Genomic DNA, 19,369 nt, shown 5'->3' on the forward strand with positions numbered 1-19,369 from the left:
CATGAGCGACCTTCCTGCATACGCCTCCACCGGTCAGCGCGCCTGGTACTATGGTTTCCGGATCATCTGCGGGCTGATCTTTTTCTACCTGATCTTCCCGATCCTGGTGATCCTGCCGCTGAGTTTCAACGCCGAGGATTTCTTCACCTTCACGAAGGCAATGCTGGCTTTCGATCCCGCCGGCTACTCGTTGAAGCACTATGAGGACTTCTTCACCAATCCGGACTGGCAACAGGCGCTGACCAACTCGTTCCTGATCGCGCCGGTGGCGACGATCCTGGCAACCGGTTTCGGAACCCTTGCCGCCATCGGGCTTTCCCAGTCCCACGTGCCGTTCCGTTCAGCGATCATGGCCATCCTGATCTCGCCTATGATCGTGCCGCTGATCATATCGGCCGCCGGCATGTATTTTTTCTACTCGCGCATCGGCCTGCAGGGCACTTACTGGGGCGTGGTCCTCGCCCATGCGGCGCTTGGCACCCCCTTCGTCATCATCACGGTGACGGCAACGCTGGTCGGGTTCGACCGCAGCCTGGTCCGTGCGGCCGCCAGCATGGGGGCAAACCCGGTCACGACCTTCTTCAAGGTGCAGATGCCGCTGATCATTCCGGGGGTCGTCTCCGGTGCTCTGTTCGCCTTCATCACCTCCTTCGACGAAGTCGTGGTCGTGCTGTTCCTGGGCTCCGCGGGCCAGAAAACCCTGCCCTGGCAGATGTTTACCGGTCTGCGCGAGCAGATTTCGCCGACCATTCTGGCGGTTGCCTCGCTCATGGTCGCGATCTCCGTCGTGCTCCTTACCGTTCTTGAACTTCTGCGCCGGCGGTCGGAACGCCTGCGCGGTCTTACCCCGGGATAAATCCGGGGTCCTGTTCCTCACAGAGGCCGGTGGCGGTACGCCAGTCGCCGGAGGTGATCGCGAGGCGATCTTCCTGGCAGACAACAAAATTCAATCAGGCCTGGCGGGCCGGCTTCTTCCAGAAGCCGGCCCGTTTTCCGTTTGGCCTCCAATGCAAGGAGAAAGTGAAATGAGTGCCGATATGGATCGTGTCTATGAAATGGAAAACGGCGAGAAGGCGTATCTGCCTTTTTCAGCCGCTGAAATGGACGGCCGGCAGGCAAGATTGCGCAAGCTGATGGAAGCGAAGCGGATCGATGCCTGCCTGTTCACCTCCTACCACAACATCTGCTACTTCTCCGGCTTCCTCTATTGTTCATTCGGGAGGAAATACGGATTCCTGGTCACGGACACGATCGCCACGACCATCTCCGCCGGGATCGATGGCGGCCAGCCCTGGCGCAGAACCCACGGCAACGCCCTCACCTATACGGACTGGCGCCGGGACAACTATTTCTTCGCGATCCAGTCGCTACTGAAAATGCCCAATCCGGCGATCAAACGGATCGGCATCGAGTTCGACCACGTGTCGCTCGACCTCAAAGCACAGCTGGAAGCCGCCCTGCCGGGGGTCGAGCTGATCGATATCGCCGCCGATGTGATGACCCAAAGAACCATCAAGAGCGCGGAGGAACATGTCCTGATCCGCGAAGGCGCGCGTATCTGCGATATCGGCGGTGCGGCCACGGTGGACGCGGTCGCCGCCGGCGTACCCGAGCACGAAGTCGCCATTGCCTCCACCAACGCCATGATCCGCGAAATCGCCCGTTCCTTCCCGTTCGTGGAGCTGATGGACACCTGGACCTGGTTCCAGTCGGGCATCAATACGGACGGCGCGCATAACCCGGTCACAAACAAGACAATCGAACCGGGCGACATCCTCAGCCTGAACTGCTTTCCGATGATCTTCGGCTATTACACGGCGCTCGAACGCACCCTGTTTTGCGACTATGCCTCCGACGCTCATCTGAAACTCTGGAACATCAACTGCGACGTCCATCGTGCGGGGCTCGACCTGATCAAGCCCGGGGCGCGCTGCTGCGACATCGCCACCGAACTCAATGACATTTACCGCAGCCACGATCTGCTGAAATACCGCTCGTTCGGCTACGGCCATTCGTTCGGCGTTCTCAGCCACTATTATGGACGTGAAGCCTCCGTGGAACTGCGCGAGGACGTGGAGACGGTTCTGGAGCCGGGCATGGTTGTCTCCATGGAGCCGATGATCATGGTACCGGAAGGTCAGCCCGGCGCCGGTGGTTACCGGGAACACGACATTCTGATCGTCACGGAAACGGGAGCTGAAAACATCACCGGCTTCCCGTTCGGTCCGGAACACAACATCGTCGCGTCCTGAATGCACGCCAGGCCGGGAAACCACATGGTTTCCCGGCCCACCGGACCGGAAATCAAGCAAGCATGATCTAGATCAATTCCCTGCCGCTTTGCTTTATTTAACATCGCAATTAATTAGATCGCCGCTTAGCCGCGACGCATAAGGGCTTTGTTATTCGGGAGGACGTCATGGGCGAAATCGTACTAGCCGCCAAGATCACGCATGTACCGTCAATTCTGTTGTCGGAGATGGAAGGGCCGCTGAAAGGCTGTCGCGACGGGGCCATGAAGTCCTTGCGCGAAATCGGCAAGCGGGCGCGCGACCGCGGTGCGACGACTTATATCGTCTTCGACACCCACTGGCTGTCGAACTTCGGCTTCCACATCAACGCCAATGCGCATCACAAGGGCACCTATACCAGCCACGAAGCGCCGCACATGATCCAGGATCTCCAGTACGAAATGCCTGGCAATCCGGCCCTCGCCGATGCGATCGCCGCGCGCGCGGCGGACAAGGGCCTGCAAATCCGCTCTCATCATGTTCCGACGCTGGCGCTGGAATACGGCACCGTCGTGCCCATGCATTACATGAATGATGATGGTGCCCAGACCGTGGTCTCAATCGCCACGCCGCTGTTTGCCGACTTCGAAGAAATCCGCAAGGTCGGCGAAGCGGTCAAGGAAGCGGTTGAGCAATCGGGCGAAAAAGCCGTACTCCTGGCCAGCGGGTCGCTGTCCCACAAGCTCTGGCCGAACAAGAAGCTCGGGCCCGATGCCTGGACCTCGATCTCGAGCGAGTTCAACAAACAGGTCGACATGCTGGTCCTCGATCTATGGCGCCAGCGCCGCTATCCGGAATTCCTCGAAATGCTGCCCGACTATGCCGTCAAGTGTGACGGCGAAGGTGGAATGGCCGACACGATCATGCTGTTCGCCGCCCTCGGCTGGGACGCCTATACCGGTGAAGCCGAGCAACTCTGCGACTACTTCCCAAGCAGCGGCAGCGGCCAGATCAACGTCGAGTTTCACGTGTAGCGGGAAACTTATTCGCTTCCCCTAAAGGATCAGGCGGGCTCAATTCACGAGCCTGCCTTTTTATTTTTTTGCCTATTTTTTTATCACATAAATCATGATTGCATACAATCTAGCTTCCAAGTCACGTTTCAAACAGCGCGCCCATATTCTAAAGCCACCGATATCCTCCATATTTTCTCCGTAATTACAATAATTTATCCCCTCTTTCCCACGAACACCCAACGGTTGGCACACAGGTTGCTAACTCCTTAACGAGGCCGTGGGCGGAGCTCTTCCTGCTCCCCTGCTCCAGTCCCTTAGGAGGTGCACCATGTCGAAATTTGAACTCAACCGCCGTTCTCTCTTGAAAACGTCCGCAGCCGGTCTGCTCGGACTGTCTGCTGCCGGCCTGCCGCGCATGGCATCCGCAGCCGGCCTGACGGTCGGCATCGTCTATGTCGGCCCGCGCGACGACTTCGGCTGGAACCAGGCACACGCCGTTGCGGCCGCCGCGCTGAAGGAAGTGCCGGGCGTGACTGTGGTCGAAGAAGAAAACGTGCCGGAGACCATCGCCGTTCAGAAGTCGATGGAATCCATGATCAATCTCGATGGCGCCGAGCTGATCTTCGCCACCTCCTTCGGCTACTACAAGCCGTTCGTGCTCGATCTCGCCGCCAAGTACCCGGACGTTCAGTTCCGTCACGCAGCGCCGCTGTGGACCGATGCGGACCCGAAGAACGCTGGCAGCTATTTCGGCTATCTGGACCAGGCCCATTACATCGACGGCGTTGCCGCAGGCCTTTCCACCACGACCAATAAGCTCGGCTTCGTTGCCGCCAAGCCGATCGGCACGGTTCTGCGGAACATCAACTCGTTCCTGCTGGGTGCAAAAAAGGTCAACCCGAACGCGACCGTCCAGGTCATCTTTACCGGTGAATGGTCCATGCCGGTGCGTGAAGCGGAAGCGGCCAACGCTCTGGTCGACGCCGGTTGTGACGTGCTGACCTGCCACGTGGACGGCCCGAAGGTGGTGATCGAAACCGCCGAAGCCCGTGGCATCAAGTGCTGCGGCCACAATGCCTCCCAGGCGCCGCTCGCGCCGAAGGGCTTCATCACCGGCGCCGAATACAAATGGGCCACCATCTACAAGATGTTCGCCAACGACCTGACCGAAGGCAAGACCCTGCCGAACTTCACAGGCGGCGGTTTCGACCTCGATTTCGTCCAGAGCACACCTTATGGCGCCGGCGCAACCGAAGCGGCGATCGCAGCAGCAGACGAAGCCCGCGTGGCCGTGAAGGCCGGTAAGCCGATCTTCACCGGTCCGATCAACAAGCAGGATGGCACACCGCTGCTGGCTGCCGGTGCAAGTCTCGACAACTACGATCCGTCCCTCGACCAGACCGACTACCTGATCGAAGGCGTGATCGGTTCGATCACCTGAGGCGACGCACGAACATCACCCCGGCAAATGGCCGGGGTGATGGCAAAAATGTAGCTCAGGACAGGCTAACGGCAGCGGGGACATTCACATGGTCGATGTGACCAAAGCGGACAGATTGGCGAGCGGACAGGGCAGCGCCTTCGCCGATACACTCGACCGGTTTCGGCGATCCTCCGAATTCGTGATCATGCCGATCCTGGCCCTGATTGTTTCCGGGGTTCTGTTTTCCATTTTCCTGCTGGCCCTCGGCAAATCGCCGGCCGACTTCTTTTCTCTGGTCTGGCGTGGCGGCTTCGGCACCAGCTTTTCCTGGCAGAACACGCTGGTGCGGGCTTCGCCGCTGATTTTCACCGCCCTCTGCGTCGCCATTCCCGCGCGGTTGGGGCTCGTGATTATCGGCGGCGAAGGGGCCCTGGTTCTCGGCGGCTTCGCGGCGGCAGCGATCGCGATACCCATGGTTCCCTGGGCTCCGGCCCCGCTTCTGCTTCCGGTGATGGCACTCGCCGCGATCGTTGCCGGTGGCATTTGGATTGGCTTCGTCGGGGCCCTTCGGCACTACCGCGGGGTCAACGAAACCATCGCCTCGCTGCTGTTGTTCTATATCGCCGTTTCGATCCTCAACTTCTTCGTTGAAGGCGCCCTGCGCGATCCCTCCGATCCGAACAAACCCTCCACCATGCCGATCGGGCGCGACAACATGATCGGCGCCATTCCCGGCACCGACGTTCACTGGGGCCTGGTCTTCGGTATTGTGCTTTGCATTCTCCTCTACCTGCTGATGAACCGCACCACGTTCGGTTTTGCCGCCCGGATTACTGGCGGCAACCTGCGCGCGGCTCAGGCACAAGGGCTGCCGGTCGGAAAGCTGATGGTGATCTCCTGCGCCATCGCAGGTGCCTGCGCAGGGCTTGCCGGTTTCTTCGAGGTGACCGCCATTCACGGCAAGGCTAATGCCTCGCTGATCGCCGGCTACGGCTTTACCGGCATCCTCGTGTCCTTCCTCGCCCGGCACAATCCGTTGGTGATCGTACCCGTCGCCATCTTCCTCGGCGGCATCGCGGCGTCCGGCGGCCTCGTACAGCGGCGCATGGACCTGCCCGATGCCACCGTGCTCGTGCTTCAGGGCCTCATCTTCGTGGTCCTGCTGGTGTCTGAAACCTTCTACGGCCGCCTGCCGTTCTTCCGGTCCAAGGGAGATCTCTGATCATGTTCGAAGATTCAGGCATTGCCACGGTTCTTATGGCGATGTTCGCAGGCGCGATCCGCGTCTCCACGCCGTTTCTGTTCGTCAGCCTTGGCGAAACGCTGACGGAAAAATCTGGACGGATCAATCTCGGCCTGGAAGGCACGCTGGTCTTCGGCGCCATGTCCGGCTACGCGATTTCCTATCATACTGGCTCTCCCTGGCTGGGCGTTCTGGTCGCCGGTCTGTGCGGGTCCTGCTTCGGTGCGCTGCACGGCTATTTGTGCAAGCTGCCGAAGGTCAATGACATCGCCATCGGCATTGCCCTGATGCTGTTCGGCACCGGCCTCGCCTTCTTCTTCGGCAAGGCCTATATCCAGCCCCAGGCACCGCGCCTGCCCTCGATTTCCTTGGGCTCCTGGACCGACAATCCGTCTCTGAAGCAGGCGCTCGAAATCAACCCGCTGTTCCTGCTCGGCATCGTTCTCGCCATTGTCCTGTGGTGGGGGCTGAAGAACACCCGCTGGGGCCTGACGGTGCGCACGACCGGAGACAGCGCGCCGGCGGCGCTTGCACTCGGCATCAACGTCAATCAGGTGCGGCTGCTCTCCACCATGGTCGGCGGTTTTTTCGCCGGCGTCGGCGGCTCGTTCCTGTCGCTCTACTATCCGGGAAGCTGGACCGAAGGGCTGTCTTCCGGTCAGGGCCTGATGGCTGTCGCCCTGGTGATCTTTGCCCGCTGGAACCCGCTGTACTGCTTCCTGGCCGCCCTTCTGTTCGGAGCGGCCGGCGCGCTCGGGCCTGCGCTGCAATCGATCGGCATCTCGCGCGGCTACCACTTCTTCAACGCGGCGCCCTACATCATGACCCTTCTGATCATGATCGCCAGCACATCGCCCAAGCGTTCCCTGAAGGGCGCCCCGGGCGAACTCTCCATCACCAAATAAGGAGCAAATCCATGAACGGACTTGGAGGTCTCAACAAATCCCCGAACGGTGTCGTTCTCGGCATGGTCCAGCTGCAGCTGCCGGTGGTGACCAACGAGATCGAACTGGCGGCCCAGACCCAGGTCATCGTCGACATGGTCGGAAAGGCCCGGCGCAACATGGCGTCAATGGACATGGTCGTCTTCCCGGAATACGCCCTGCACGGCCTTTCCATGGACACCAACCCGGAAATCATGTGCACGCTCGACGGACCGGAGGTCGCCGCCTTCAAGCAGGCCTGTATCGACAATGACATCTGGGGCTGCTTTTCCATCATGGAATTGAACCCAGGCGGCATGCCCTACAACTCGGGCCTGATCATCGACAACAAGGGCGAGCTGAAGCTCTACTATCGCAAGATGCACCCCTGGGTTCCGGTCGAACCCTGGGAGCCCGGCGATCAGGGCATTCCGGTCATCGAAGGTCCCAAGGGTTCGAAAATCGCGCTGATCATCTGCCATGACGGCATGTTCCCGGAAATGGCGCGCGAGTGCGCCTACAAGGGCGCGGAAATCATGATCCGCACGGCCGGTTACACCGCGCCGATCCGGGACTCCTGGAAGTTCACCAACCAGTCCAACGCCTTCTGCAATCTGATGGTCACGGCCAATGTCTGCATGTGCGGCACCGACGGCACCTTCGACAGCATGGGCGAAGGCATGATCGTCAATTTCGACGGATCGATCATTGCCCATGGCACCAGCGGGCGGGCGAACGAGATCATCACGGCGGAAGTCCGTCCGGATCTGGTCCGGGAAGCACGCATTAACTGGGGGGTTGAAAACAACATCTACCAGTTCGGCCATCGAGGCTATGTGGCCGTCAAAGGCGGCGCGCAGGATTGCCCCTACACCTATATGACCGACCTTGCGGCCGGCAAATACCGCCTGCCCTGGGAAGACGAGGTGGTGCACACCGACGGCATCTCCTGCGGCTTCGACGCCCCGACGCGAGCTTTCGGAGAAAAGGCCCTGAGCGATGCAGCGGAGTGACCTGCCATGAGCGTAGTTGACATCAAGACAGGCGAAGTCATGGGCGAACGTGAAGGCCCGGTTGCCGCCGATCCCTATCCCTGGCCCTACAATGGCGATCTGCGGCCGGAGAATACGGCGCTGATCATCATCGACATGCAAATCGATTTCTGCGGCGCAGGCGGTTATGTGGATGCCATGGGGTATGACATATCCCTGACTCAGGCGCCGATCGAACCGATCATGAAAGTGCTCGCCGAGATGCGGGCGCAGGGCTATCTCATCATCCACACCCGCGAAGGCCACCGGCCGGACCTTTCCGACCTTCCAGCCAACAAGCGCTGGCGCTCGCAGCGGATCGGCGCCGGCATCGGCGATCCCGGCCCTTGCGGCAAAATCCTCGTGCGGGGAGAGCCGGGCTGGGAGATCATTCCGGAACTTGCTCCGCTTCCGGGCGAACCGGTCATCGACAAGCCGGGAAAGGGTTCCTTCTGCGCGACAGACCTGGAATTGCTGCTGAACACAAAAGGTATCCGCAATATCGTTCTGACCGGGATTACAACCGATGTCTGCGTCCATACCACCATGCGTGAGGCCAATGATCGTGGCTTCGAATGTCTGATCCTGTCCGACTGCTGCGGGGCGACCGACAAGGGCAACCACGATGCGGCGCTGAAGATGGTCACCATGCAGGGCGGCGTCTTCGGCGCGGTTGCAGACAGCGCCACCTTCCTGGCGGGCATGAAGAACGCGAAGACGGGGAACTGAACCATGAGCCTGGCTGTCGAAACCCAAGCTGACGTCCGCCGCGCGATAGGTGTCGAGACCGTGGGCATGTCCAAAATCTTCGGCAGCCTCGTTGCGCTGGACGATGTCTCCATCCGCGTCACCCCCGGTTCGTTTCACGCGCTCCTGGGCGAAAACGGTGCAGGCAAGTCGACGCTCGTCAAATGCATGATGGGCTTCTACCAGCCGACGAAAGGCTCGGTTCTGGTCAACGATGCTGAAGTGGAGATCCCGAACCCGCGTGCCGCCCATGCGCTCGGCATCGGCATGGTCTATCAGCATTTCACGCTGGTCCCATCGCTGACCGCTGCGGAAAACCTGGTGATTTCCCGGGCCGACACGCCGGCGATCATCGACTGGACCAAGGAACGAAAAGGCCTGGAAGCCTTTCTGGAGACAACCCCGTTCAAGGTCCCGCTGAACGTGCCTGTTTCAGGACTGTCGGCAGGCGAAAAACAGAAGCTGGAAATCCTGAAGCAGCTCTACCTCGACCAGCGCTTCCTGATCCTGGACGAACCCACATCCGTGCTGACGCCGGACGAGGCCGACGAAGTGCTCGGTCTGCTGCGCGGCATGACGCAGGCGGGCGATCTCACCATCCTGATGATCACCCACAAGTTCCGCGAAGTGACCGCTTATGCCGATGCGGTCACCGTGCTCCGTCGTGGGCGGATGGTCGGAGCAGGCAAGGTCGCCGATCTCTCGGTGGAAGACATGAGCCACATGATGATCGGCGACACCACGATCCGGGAAAGTGCGGCCCGCCAAGTCCATGCGGACGCCAAGCTGAAACTCGAGGTCGCGGGGCTTTTTGCCGAAGACGATGAACAGCTGCCCGCACTGGAAGCGATCAACCTGAAGGTTCACAGCGGCGAAATCCTGGGGATCGCCGGCGTTTCTGGCAACGGCCAATCGGAGCTGATCGAGGTTCTCTCCGGCCAGCGGATTCCATCGGACGGCCGTATCTTCATCGACGGCAAGCCTTATGAGCCGGAACGCAAGCTCATGGACACCTTCAAGGTCTTCGGCTTTTCCGAGGAGCCGCTGAAGAACGTCGCGGTGCCGCGCATGAGCGTAGCCGAGAACATGGCGTTCCGGACTTTCGACAAACCTCCGATCTCGCCGTTCAAGGGCTGGCTGTCGCCGGCGCCCATGCGCCAGAAGGCACGGGACCTGATCGCCTCCTACAGGGTCAAGACGCCTTCCACGGAAGAGCCGATCGAAAACCTGTCCGGCGGCAACGTCCAGCGGGCGATCCTCGCCCGGGAACTGTCCGGCGAGGTCGATATCCTGATCGTCGCCAATCCCTGCTTCGGTCTGGATTTCGCGTCGGTCGCGGAAATCAGGGCCCAGATCATGGATCAGCGCAACCGGGGCGCCGCCGTGCTTCTGGTTTCCGAAGACCTCGACGAAATTCTGGAACTCGCGGACACGGTCGCGGTCATGTCGGAAGGCAAGATCACCTATACCTCGCCGATGGAAAAGACGGACCGGGCTACCATCGGCCATGCCATGGCGGGGCATCACTGATGATTACGGTCGATGCCAAACCCTTTGGGTTTTCCTTTGATCCGGCGTCCGTTGCACTGATCGTGATCGACATGCAGCGCGATTTCATCGAGCCCGGCGGCTTCGGCGAAACGCTCGGCAACGACATTTCCCACCTGCAGCGGGCGGTCCAGCCAACAGTCGATCTCCTGACCCTGTTCCGCAAAGAAGGCTGGCCGGTGATCCATACGCGCGAAGATCATCTGCCCGACCTCTCGGACTGTCCGCCAGCGAAACGCGACCGCGGCTCGCCAACACTGCGCATCGGAGATCCCGGTCCCATGGGGCGGATCCTCGTCCGCGGCGAACCGGGCGCTGAGATCATTCCGGCCTGCGGCGCGATCGAGGGCGAGATCGTCATCGACAAGCCAGGCAAGGGAGCCTTCTACGCCACGGATCTCGGTCCTATTCTGAAAAAGCTCGGCACCAAAAGCCTCGTCTTCGCCGGAGTGACCACGGAGGTCTGCGTCCAGACCACCATGCGCGAGGCCAACGACCGCGGTTTCGAATGTCTCCTGATCGAGGAAGCAACTGAAAGCTATTTCCCGGAATTCAAGGCGGCCGCGCTGGAGATGATCCGGGCGCAGGGCGGGATCGTCGGCTGGACGGCGCCGCTTGACACCCTGAAAGACGCAATCGCAAAGGAGGCGGCAACATGAGCGAGCCATTCGATGAAAAGGCCCATGTGGCGCATATGGAAAAGGTCATGGGTCTGACCATCAAGGACGACTGGCGTCCGGCCGTCGAGGCGAATGTTGCCGCGACCGCAAAAGCCGCGGAGCTTGTCATGTCCTTTCCTTTCGACGACGATCTCGAAGCCGCACCGGTGTTCCTTCCATGAGCAGTCTACCGAGCGATCAGAAAAGCTGGACGGCCGCACAGACCGTCAGCGCGGTAACCGGTGGGGATATCAGCGCCGAAGCGGTCGCGACCCATGCCTTGCAGACCGTCGACAAACTGGATGCACGAATCCAGGCCTTCACCGATATCACCGCGGACCGTGCCCTTTCGGAAGCCAGAGCCGTTGACGAAGCGCTTGCCGGTGGCGCGAAGTTGCCGCTGGCCGGCGTTCCCTATGCCGTCAAGAACCTGTTCGACATGGAGGGTGTGACAACGCGGGCCGGCTCCAAGATCAACCGGGAAAACCCGCCTGCCGCATCGGACGCGACCCTGATTGCCAAAATGAAGGCCGCGGGCGCAATCCTGATAGGCGGGTTGAACATGGGAGAATATGCCTATGATTTCACAGGCGAAAACGTTCATGACGTTAACTGCCTGAACCCCCATGACACGACCCGCATGACCGGAGGATCGTCGTCCGGATCGGGCGCAGCCGCGGCAGCCGGAATGGTTCCTGTCACCCTCGGGTCGGATACCAACGGCTCGATCCGCGTCCCTTCCTCCTTCTGCGGGCTGTTCGGCCTGAAACCGACCTTCGGCCGATTGAGCCGTACGGGATCCTTTCCCTTCGTCGGCAGTCTCGATCATCTAGGGCCCCTCGCCCGGTCCGCCGAGGATCTGGCACTCATTTTCGACGTGCTGCAGGGCCCGGACCCGAAAGATCACGCACAGGCAGACAAACCGGTGCTGCCGACGCTGGGCGAACTTTCCAAGGGCATCGACGGGCTCAAAATCGCCGTTGCCGGCGGCTATTTCAGGCAGCGGGGCATGCCCGAAGCCTTTCAGGCAGTGGACTTGATCGCAAGCGCACTCGGTGCCATTGGAGAAATCGAAGTTCCCGAAGCGGCGCGTGCACGCGCGGCTGCCTATGTGATTACCACCGTCGAGGGATCTTCGCTCCATCTGGACCGCATCCGCACGCGGCCTGACGACTTCGATCCGGACACGCGGGACCGGTTCATCTCCGGTGCCATGGTCCCAGGCGTCTGGGTCCAGCAGGCACAGCGTTTCAGAAGCTGGTTTCAGGCCATGATGCGCGAACTCTTTTCCCACGTGGACATCCTGCTGGCACCGGCGACGCCGTTTCATGCCCTGCCGTCGGGAACCAAGACGATCGTGCTCGATGGCGAGGAAATGCCGGCGCGACCCAATATCGGGATCTATACCCAGCCGATTTCCTTCATCGGCCTGCCGGTGGCAACCGTCCCAGTCTGGCTGGACGGTGCGAGCCTGCCGATCGGCGTCCAGGTGATCGCACCGGCGTGGCGGGAAGACCTGGCGCTGCGGGTCGCCCATCATCTTCAGACGACGGGCGTCGCTTCGGCTCCCGTTGCAAAACTCCAATAACAAAGAGGATTTCATGAGCGACGCACGCTGGGCAGGACGCAATTCCGACAAGGATCTGGTCCGCGACCGCATCTGGAATACACTGGTGGACACGGGTGTCAACGTCGGCCCGGTCCATAGTCGGATCCCGAACTATGCAGGCGCAGACCTTGCCGCCCTCAATCTATCCAAACTGGAAGCATGGAAAGCTGCCCGCACGGTCAAATGCAATCCGGACCCGCCCCAGATCCCGGTCCGGCTGCGGGCGCTCTATGACGGCAAGATCGTCTATGCGCCGGTGCCGGAGCTGGTGAAACCCTTTCCCTTCGTCCGGCTCGATCCGGAAAAGTTGGCAAAGCAGGGTATCCAGTTCGAACTGGCCGCCGTCTCCCAAGGGTTCGTCGAATATGGCGAACCGGTTGAATTCGAAGAGATGGAGATGCTCGACTTCGTTGTCGTCGGCTGTGTTGCCGTCACCCGCGAGGGCGGACGCACCGGCAAGGGTGGCGGCTTTGCCGATCTGGAACTCGGCATCTTCCGGGAACTGGGCAAGCTCAAGCCGGACACCCTTTTGACGACGACTGTCCATTCCTGCCAGGTCGTCCCCAACGATGACGTGATCATGCAGGCCCATGACAGTGCGCTGCACTACATCGCGACCGAACAGGAACTGATCGATACGAAAACGCCCTACCCGCAGCCGACCGGCGTTGCCTGGGACTTCGTCCAGGACGACCAATACCGGGACATTCCGTTTCTGAAGACCCTGCGGGATCGCATCGTCGCCAAGGCCGGAGCGCTCTGAGATGGAAATCAACAATCCCGGCGTGAAGGCCGAAGTCGAAAAAATCTTCGAAGAATACGAGACGGCGCTGGTGACCAATGACGTCGAGGTGCTTGACCGGCTGTTTCTGGATGCCCCGACGACGATCCGCTACGGTGGCGGCGAGAACCTCTACGGCTACGCTGAGATTGCGGCCTTCCGGTCCGCACGGCCGTCGTCGGGTCTGGAGCGATCCCTCGACAAGACGGTCATCACCACCTATGGCGCCGACTACGCAACGGCCTCGACGTTGTTTTACCGTGACAATGCACCGGGAAAGGTCGGACGGCAGATGCAGACCTGGGTCCGTACGCCGGAAGGCTGGAAGGTTGTCGCGGCCCATGTCAGCGTGATTGACGCGCCATGACCAAAGCGCGCACCGGGTTGTCGCGATACGCTGGCTGGATTAGGTGATTTGGAGATATTCCACCAATGCCTCCGACCACCCGGGTTCCGATCGTGTCCACAAAAGCAGAAATGAAACCCGCGAGCCGTACCCGCACCGAGGACATCCGGCTTCAACTTGCCGATGAGATCGTCAAGGGAGACCTGACGCCGGGCACCCAGCTCGACGAGATGGGCCTTGCGGCACGGTTCAAGGTTTCCCGGACCCCCATCCGCGAGGCTCTGCGCCAACTGGAAACCAGCGGGTTGGTGGAACTGAAGCCCCATCGCGGCTGTTTCGTCACCTATCTGTCCGCGGAAAAGCTGCAGGAAATGTTCGTGGCCATGGCAGAGATGGAAGCGATCTGTGCCGGGCTGGCAGCGATCAACATGACCCGCAAGGAACGCCGCGACCTCGAAGCTCTGCTCGAGGCGCTTGCCGAACCGATGCGTAAGGGCGATCCGCAGCGTTATCACGAGCTCAACGAAGAGTTCCACAACGCCATCTACGCCGGCAGCCACAACAGCTACCTGGCAGACCTGACGCTTGCCACCCGCAGACGGCTCGCCCCTTTCCGTCGGGCTCAATTTCGGACGCTGGGGCGGCTTGCCCGTTCGCAGGCGGAGCATACGGATATCGTGGAAGCAATCCTGCGGGGCGACCGGGATGCGGCGGCCGAAGTCATGCGCAGCCACATAGATACCGTGCGCAATGCGTTCGATACCTATGTGGAGCAGCTTTAGGCGTCTCTCCTAGCGCGTCAGCGATCCCGCCATGACGCACAGCAGTTCGAACATGATCGAAACGCCGAGCCAGGCGGTCCCACCGGAAGCATCGAAGGGCGGCGAGACCTCGACCAGATCGGCGCCCATGATGTTGACCCCCTCCAGCTCGCGAACGACCTGAAGCGCCTGGAAGGAATTCGGTCCGCCGACTTCCGGCGTGCCTGTGCCTGGCGCGAAGGCGGGATCGACAAAGTCGATATCGTAGGAGACATAGGTGGGTTTATCCCCGACGATCTCCCGCGCTTCGGCCATCACATCCTCAAGACCACGCTTGAAGAATTCCTCGATTGCAATGACCCGGATGCCAACGCTGTCGGCAAAGTCGCGATCTTCCCGGTCGTAAGTCGTCCCACGAATGCCGATCTGCACAACGCGCTTCGGGTCAAGGAGACCTTCCTCGACGGCCCGGCGGAACGGCGTGCCGTGGGTGTACATGCAGCCGTCGAAGTAGCTGTGAAACAGGTCCGTGTGGCTGTCGAAATGGATCATTCCGACCGGCGCATCGGAAGCGAGACCACGCAGGATCGGAAGCGAGCACAGGTGGTCACCGCCTGCGGTCAGCGGCACGACGCCTTTTGCCTTCACCTTCGCGTAGAATTCGGAAAAGCGCCTCAGGCTGTCCTGCACGTCTGCCGGATTGGGCGCGACATCGCCGATGTCGGCGCAATTGACCATCTCGAAGGGACGGACGCCGGTGGCGCCGTTTCCGGCCCGGATCATCGTGGAGAGATCACGCAACTGGCGCGGCCCGTGGCGCGGGCCCGGACGGTTCGTGGTGCCGGTGTCCCAGGGCGCACCGACAAGACCGATCTGCACATCCGCAATCTTCGGATCGTCCAGCGTCACATGCGGCAAGCGCATGAAGGTCGGGACGCCGGCAAAACGCGGCAGGTCGAAACCGGAAACAGGCTGGTAAAAGGGATCACTCATAGTGCACTCCAGGGGTCATCAATACATGGCACTGCCGCCATTGGCGCCGTAGCACTGGCCGGTGACGAAGCGGGCGCCGTCGCCGGCAAGATAGACGGCAAGAGCGGCGATTTCTTCGGGCCGGGCAAAACGGGCCAGCGGTGTTGCAAGGTCTTTCGCCAGGGCTTCCGGGCTCATGGTGTCGACACTGGTCATGTCCGTATCGACCGGCCCGGGGGCAATGGCATTAACAAGAATATCAGGCGCCAGTTCGCGCGCCATGGACCGGGTCAGGGACACGATGCCGCCTTTCGACGCACAATAGGCCGGCATCGCTTCACGGCCGAGAAAGGCGAGATCCGAAGCCATGCTGATGATCCGCCCCGGCCCTTCGGCTGTCGCCTGGCTGGCCATAAGGCGGGCCGCTTCCCTCGACACCAGGAACGCGCCCTTGAGATTAACAGCGATCACCTCATCGAACTCGGCGGCACTGGTGTCGAGCAGCGGCTTTTCACGCAGGATGCCCGCGTTGTTGACGAGAATATCAAGACCGCCGAACGCCTCACCGATCTCCGCGACCATATCGCAGACATCCTGCTCGACCGAGACATCGGCCCTGATTTCCAGCGCCTCCGGGTCGAACTCCTTGAGTTCTACCAGGGTCAAATAGGCTTCCGGATCACCGGGATGACAGATTGCGACACGAGCGCCCTCGCGGGCAAAGGCAAGGGCGATGGCGCGGCCGATGCCGCGCGATCCGCCGGTGACCAGTGCCCGTTTGCCTTGAAGGGCGCCGCTCATACCATGACCTCGCCGCGATCCGCATTGATCGCCTGACCGGTAATGTTGGCGGCCGCATTGGAGGCCAGAAACAGATACAGGCCAGCGACGTCCGCCGGTTCCATCAGCCCACCAATCGCCTGCGCGGAGACGATTTCATCCAGAAGGACATCCGGTGCGGCACCGGTCTTGTCCGCCATGGAATGAAGCGAGCGCATGGAGGCCTCGGTCTTCACCCAGCCCGGGCAGACCGCATTGACGGTGATGCCACGGGGTCCCAGTTCCTTCGCCCAGGTCCGGGTCAGCCCGATCAGGGCATGTTTGGAAGCGATATAAGCTGAGAAGTCCGGAACGGCGGTCTTGCCCCAGATAGACGAGGTAATCACCACCCTGCCCGGTCCGGCAGCTTCGAAAGGGCCTCGCGCGTGACGTTATAGGTGCCGGCCACGTTGACCGCCATCACGCGGGCAAATGTGTCATCGACTGCTGATTCCGGGTCGTTGAGCGGCGTCGGCCGCTCAAGTCCTGCATTATTGATCAAAACGTCGATCCGGTCGAAGCCGGCAATGGCGCGGGCGACATCGCCTCTGTCGGTGATATCGCAATGGAGACCCCGGACGGGAGAACCGGAAAGGCCGGACAACCGCTCCGCCGCTTCGTGAACGTCCTCGCCTTCCGCTAGAATGGCGAGCGTTGCACCAGATCGGGCAAAGCCTTCGGCAATGCCATAACCGATCCCCCGGCTCGCGCCGGTAACGAGGACCGTTTTTCCGGAGAAATCGAAAGCCGCCTGCATGACCCGATCCTATCCCAGCTCGTAGAATTCCCGTTTAACCGCCTTGGTAATATCGCGCCGGTATTGGGCCGCGATCAGCGCGCCTTTTTCCGGCGATGCACCCTTGGCGGAAATCAGCGAGCCTTCCGGCGCCACCCATTCCTTGCGCGGCGGCCAGACGTCATAGCATGGCGCATCGCCCGGCGCATTGTCCGGCACGAGATCGAAGCGAACCAGTTCGGGATGGAAATTCATCATCAGCGAGGTTTCGAGAACCGCGGCATGTTCCAGTTCGATCCCCGGATAGCCGTCCGGGAACACCTGGGCCAACGTCTCTTCCGTCAGGAATTCCCAGTGCTGCAGACACATGATGCGCACTCCCTTGTCGCCGACCTCGCGCATGGCAAGATCGATGCCTTCGGTCAGGAACCACAGGTTCTCATAGTTGCCGTCCAGCACGCAGATGCGCCGGGCGCCGTGGCGGACCAATTCGCGGATAATGTCGCGCAGGACAGCCGTCAGTGTCGCCCCGTCAAGACCGGTGCTGCCAGGGAAAAACGGACCGCCGGCGGACCGGGTCTGGGACTTGTAGCCGTAGGTGACGGGTGCCGCGACGACACCGCCGACTTCAGTCGCGATTTCACGGGCAATGGCGGACGGCAGCAGGTAATCCACCGCCATGGGCAGATGGGGCCCATGCTGTTCCAGTGCACCGGTCGGGATGAAAACCACCGGGTTCCGCTTCAGCGCGTCTGCATATTCCGGCCAGGTCATTTCCGACATCATGACGGGCGTTTTCGCGGTTGCTGCATTCTTCATTACTTGGAACCTTCTTCGCGCATCAGGCGCATGATGTGGCGTTCAAGGGCGCTGTAGCCCTCAAGCGAAATGACCTTTTCCTTGTCGGCGATGCGCTCACCCCGTTTGAATTCCGGCCGGATTTCTTCCTTCACGCGGCCGGGATGGCGCGACATGAAGACGATCTGGTCCGCGAGGAAGATCGCTTCCTCGATGTCGTGGGTGACCATGACAATGGTCGTGTCGGCGGTCTCGGCGATTTCCACCAGCAGTTCCTGCATGTGCCAGCGGGTTTCCGCGTCGAGGGCCCCGAAGGGTTCGTCCATAAGCAGGAGTTCCGGATCGTTGGCGAGCGTCCGGGCGATGGCGACGCGCTGGCGCATGCCGCCGGAAAGCAGGGTCGGATAGGCATCGGCGAATTTTGTGAGGCCGACCAGTTCGATGAAGTGATCCGCCCGCTCCCGACGCTCGGCCGCGGGGACCTGATTGACCTTCATGCCGAATTCGACGTTCTTGCGAACACTCAACCAGTCGAAGGATGTGTAGGCCTGAAACACCATTCCTCGATCCCTGCCCGGCCCGTCGATCCGGCGGCCTTCAAGGTCGAGTATTCCCGACGTCGGCGTTTCCAAACCCGCGATCATGCGCAGGACCGTCGACTTGCCGCATCCGGACGGGCCGAGAATGACGCAGATGTCGTTCTTCTTGACGTCGAAGGACACGCCGGAAATGGCTTCCACCGAGCGGCCGCGGCCAAGATCGAAGGTCTTGGAGATGTTCTGCAGCGACAGGATGGTTTCGCCGGGCGCGATTGTTTCGTTTGCCTGGGCCATCAGCGCTTCTCCTGCAGATAGGGGAACAACCAGCGGTGCAGGCGGTCGAACAGCAGGTCGAAGGTCAGGCCGAGCACGCCGATGACGATGATGCCTGCCATGATTTCATCGGTGTGCAGGAAGCGGCGCGCGCGCATCATCATGGCCCCGATCCCGGTGGTGGACGCGACGATTTCCGCGATCACCAGATAGGTCCAGGTGACCGCCAGCATCTGGCGCATGGCGACGACGATGTTGGGCAGGACGGCGGGCAAGATCACCGAGCGGACGATAGTGCCGCGGCCCGCACCGAGGGTCAGCGCCGTCTCGATCAGCTCGTTGCGGACATTCTTGGTGTGATCCATCACCAGCGTGATCAAGAAGAACACCACGCCGATGAACAGCAGCGCCAGTTTCGGCGCCTCGCCGGTGCCGAACCACATCAACAGAACCGGAATGAACGACGGTGCCGGCAGGTAGCGCCAGGCGGAAACGAAGGGATTGAAGATGGCCTCTGCCGCGGGAAAGGCGCCCATCACCACGCCGAGCGGAATGGCGACCAGGGATGCAGCCAGAAAGGCGACAATCACGCGACCGATACTGATACCGACATCGGCAGCAAATCCGCGTTCGACAAAGAGTTCATAGATGGTCACCAGCACCTTTTGCGGCGCCGGGACGAGAAGCTGATTTACGGCACCGGTTTCGGTTGCAAGCAACCAGATGCCGAAGAAGACGACCCAGATCCCGATTGCCGATACGATAATCTGGTATCGGGACACGGGCTGGCGAATGGCGAAGAATGGCCGCCGGGAGGATTTCTCTGAAACAGGATCTGGCATGATGCCCTCTGATTTCGATCAGCGGGAGAAAGGAAAAGTGCGGCCCGCATGCACAGTTCTACGAGCCGCACT

General features: G+C 61.1%; 20 protein-coding genes and 1 pseudogene. 15 read left to right on the forward strand and 6 right to left on the reverse strand.

The window, feature by feature from the left end:
- The first annotated feature begins 1 nt into the window (after window position 1).
- From ABIN98_RS26735 to ABIN98_RS26805, 15 genes are all read left to right on the forward strand, one after another.
- A complete protein-coding gene (locus ABIN98_RS26735) occupies window positions 2-856 on the forward strand; it encodes an ABC transporter permease (protein ID WP_346914930.1) in 855 nt (284 codons plus the stop codon).
- 169 nt (window positions 857-1,025) lie between these two features.
- Window positions 1,026-2,252: a M24 family metallopeptidase gene (locus ABIN98_RS26740; protein WP_346914932.1), complete on the forward strand. Its 1,227-nt coding sequence runs from the start codon at window positions 1,026-1,028 to the stop codon at window positions 2,250-2,252.
- A 167-nt stretch (window positions 2,253-2,419) separates the two neighbouring features.
- Window positions 2,420-3,265 (forward strand): 3,4-dihydroxyphenylacetate 2,3-dioxygenase, encoded by an 846-nt coding sequence (gene hpaD / locus ABIN98_RS26745; RefSeq protein ID WP_346914934.1) that lies wholly within the window; start codon window positions 2,420-2,422, stop codon window positions 3,263-3,265.
- Window positions 3,266-3,575: 310 nt separating this feature from the next.
- Window positions 3,576-4,688: a BMP family ABC transporter substrate-binding protein gene (locus ABIN98_RS26750; RefSeq protein WP_346914936.1), complete on the forward strand. Its 1,113-nt coding sequence runs from the start codon at window positions 3,576-3,578 to the stop codon at window positions 4,686-4,688.
- Between the two features lie 88 nt (window positions 4,689-4,776).
- Window positions 4,777-5,892, forward strand: coding sequence for an ABC transporter permease (locus tag ABIN98_RS26755; RefSeq protein WP_346914938.1), 1,116 nt, complete (start codon window positions 4,777-4,779; stop codon window positions 5,890-5,892).
- A 2-nt stretch (window positions 5,893-5,894) separates the two neighbouring features.
- Window positions 5,895-6,818 (forward strand): ABC transporter permease, encoded by a 924-nt coding sequence (locus ABIN98_RS26760; RefSeq protein ID WP_346914940.1) that lies wholly within the window; start codon window positions 5,895-5,897, stop codon window positions 6,816-6,818.
- 11 nt (window positions 6,819-6,829) lie between these two features.
- Complete coding sequence (locus ABIN98_RS26765; RefSeq protein WP_346914942.1) at window positions 6,830-7,849, forward strand: formamidase; 1,020 nt, start codon at window positions 6,830-6,832, stop codon at window positions 7,847-7,849.
- Between the two features lie 39 nt (window positions 7,850-7,888).
- On the forward strand, window positions 7,889-8,596 hold the full coding sequence (locus ABIN98_RS26770) for an isochorismatase family cysteine hydrolase (RefSeq protein ID WP_346915380.1): 708 nt from the start codon (window positions 7,889-7,891) through the stop codon (window positions 8,594-8,596).
- Between the two features lie 3 nt (window positions 8,597-8,599).
- Window positions 8,600-10,144, forward strand: coding sequence for an ABC transporter ATP-binding protein (locus ABIN98_RS26775; RefSeq protein WP_346914944.1), 1,545 nt, complete (start codon window positions 8,600-8,602; stop codon window positions 10,142-10,144).
- Window positions 10,144-10,821 carry an isochorismatase family cysteine hydrolase gene (locus ABIN98_RS26780; RefSeq protein ID WP_346914946.1) on the forward strand — a complete coding sequence of 226 codons (678 nt, stop codon included), beginning with the start codon at window positions 10,144-10,146 and terminating at the stop codon, window positions 10,819-10,821. The genes ABIN98_RS26775 and ABIN98_RS26780 overlap by 1 nt, the downstream gene beginning before the upstream one ends.
- Window positions 10,818-11,003, forward strand: a complete 186-nt coding sequence (locus tag ABIN98_RS26785) for a DUF4089 domain-containing protein (RefSeq protein WP_346914948.1) — start codon at window positions 10,818-10,820, stop codon at window positions 11,001-11,003. The genes ABIN98_RS26780 and ABIN98_RS26785 overlap by 4 nt, the downstream gene beginning before the upstream one ends.
- A complete protein-coding gene (locus ABIN98_RS26790) occupies window positions 11,000-12,409 on the forward strand; it encodes an AtzE family amidohydrolase (protein WP_346914950.1) in 1,410 nt (469 codons plus the stop codon). Before ABIN98_RS26785 ends, ABIN98_RS26790 begins: the two co-directional genes overlap by 4 nt.
- Before the next feature lie 13 nt (window positions 12,410-12,422).
- The gene (locus ABIN98_RS26795) at window positions 12,423-13,193 is read left to right on the forward strand and encodes a 5-formyltetrahydrofolate cyclo-ligase (RefSeq protein ID WP_346914952.1); all 771 of its coding nucleotides are present in this window, start codon (window positions 12,423-12,425) and stop codon (window positions 13,191-13,193) included.
- 1 nt (window position 13,194) lies between these two features.
- Entirely contained in the window at window positions 13,195-13,578 is a 384-nt protein-coding gene (hpxZ, locus tag ABIN98_RS26800) for an oxalurate catabolism protein HpxZ (protein ID WP_346914954.1), read from the forward strand.
- A gap of 65 nt (window positions 13,579-13,643) precedes the next feature.
- A complete protein-coding gene (locus tag ABIN98_RS26805; RefSeq protein ID WP_394701632.1) occupies window positions 13,644-14,339 on the forward strand; it encodes a GntR family transcriptional regulator in 696 nt (231 codons plus the stop codon).
- Window positions 14,340-14,348: 9 nt separating this feature from the next.
- Here ABIN98_RS26805 and speB read toward each other — a convergent pair whose 3' ends face one another.
- From speB to ABIN98_RS26835, 6 genes and pseudogenes are all read right to left on the reverse strand, one after another.
- Window positions 14,349-15,311 (reverse strand): agmatinase, encoded by a 963-nt coding sequence (gene speB / locus ABIN98_RS26810; protein WP_346914956.1) that lies wholly within the window; start codon window positions 15,309-15,311, stop codon window positions 14,349-14,351.
- A gap of 18 nt (window positions 15,312-15,329) precedes the next feature.
- Entirely contained in the window at window positions 15,330-16,091 is a 762-nt protein-coding gene (locus tag ABIN98_RS26815) for a 3-oxoacyl-ACP reductase family protein (protein ID WP_346914958.1), read from the reverse strand.
- Window positions 16,088-16,866: pseudogene (locus ABIN98_RS26820) on the reverse strand (SDR family NAD(P)-dependent oxidoreductase). Before ABIN98_RS26820 ends, ABIN98_RS26815 begins: the two are co-directional and overlap by 4 nt.
- Window positions 16,867-16,875: 9 nt before the next feature.
- Window positions 16,876-17,664, reverse strand: a complete 789-nt coding sequence (locus ABIN98_RS26825; protein ID WP_346914964.1) for a creatininase — start codon at window positions 17,662-17,664, stop codon at window positions 16,876-16,878.
- Window positions 17,664-18,476: an ABC transporter ATP-binding protein gene (locus tag ABIN98_RS26830; protein ID WP_346914966.1), complete on the reverse strand. Its 813-nt coding sequence runs from the start codon at window positions 18,474-18,476 to the stop codon at window positions 17,664-17,666. The genes ABIN98_RS26825 and ABIN98_RS26830 overlap by 1 nt, the downstream gene beginning before the upstream one ends.
- On the reverse strand, window positions 18,476-19,297 hold the full coding sequence (locus ABIN98_RS26835) for an ABC transporter permease (RefSeq protein ID WP_346914968.1): 822 nt from the start codon (window positions 19,295-19,297) through the stop codon (window positions 18,476-18,478). Before ABIN98_RS26835 ends, ABIN98_RS26830 begins: the two co-directional genes overlap by 1 nt.
- Between the last annotated feature and the right edge of the window lie 72 nt (window positions 19,298-19,369).

This window comes from uncultured Roseibium sp., assembly GCF_963675095.2.
GTDB lineage: Bacteria > Pseudomonadota > Alphaproteobacteria > Rhizobiales > Stappiaceae > Roseibium.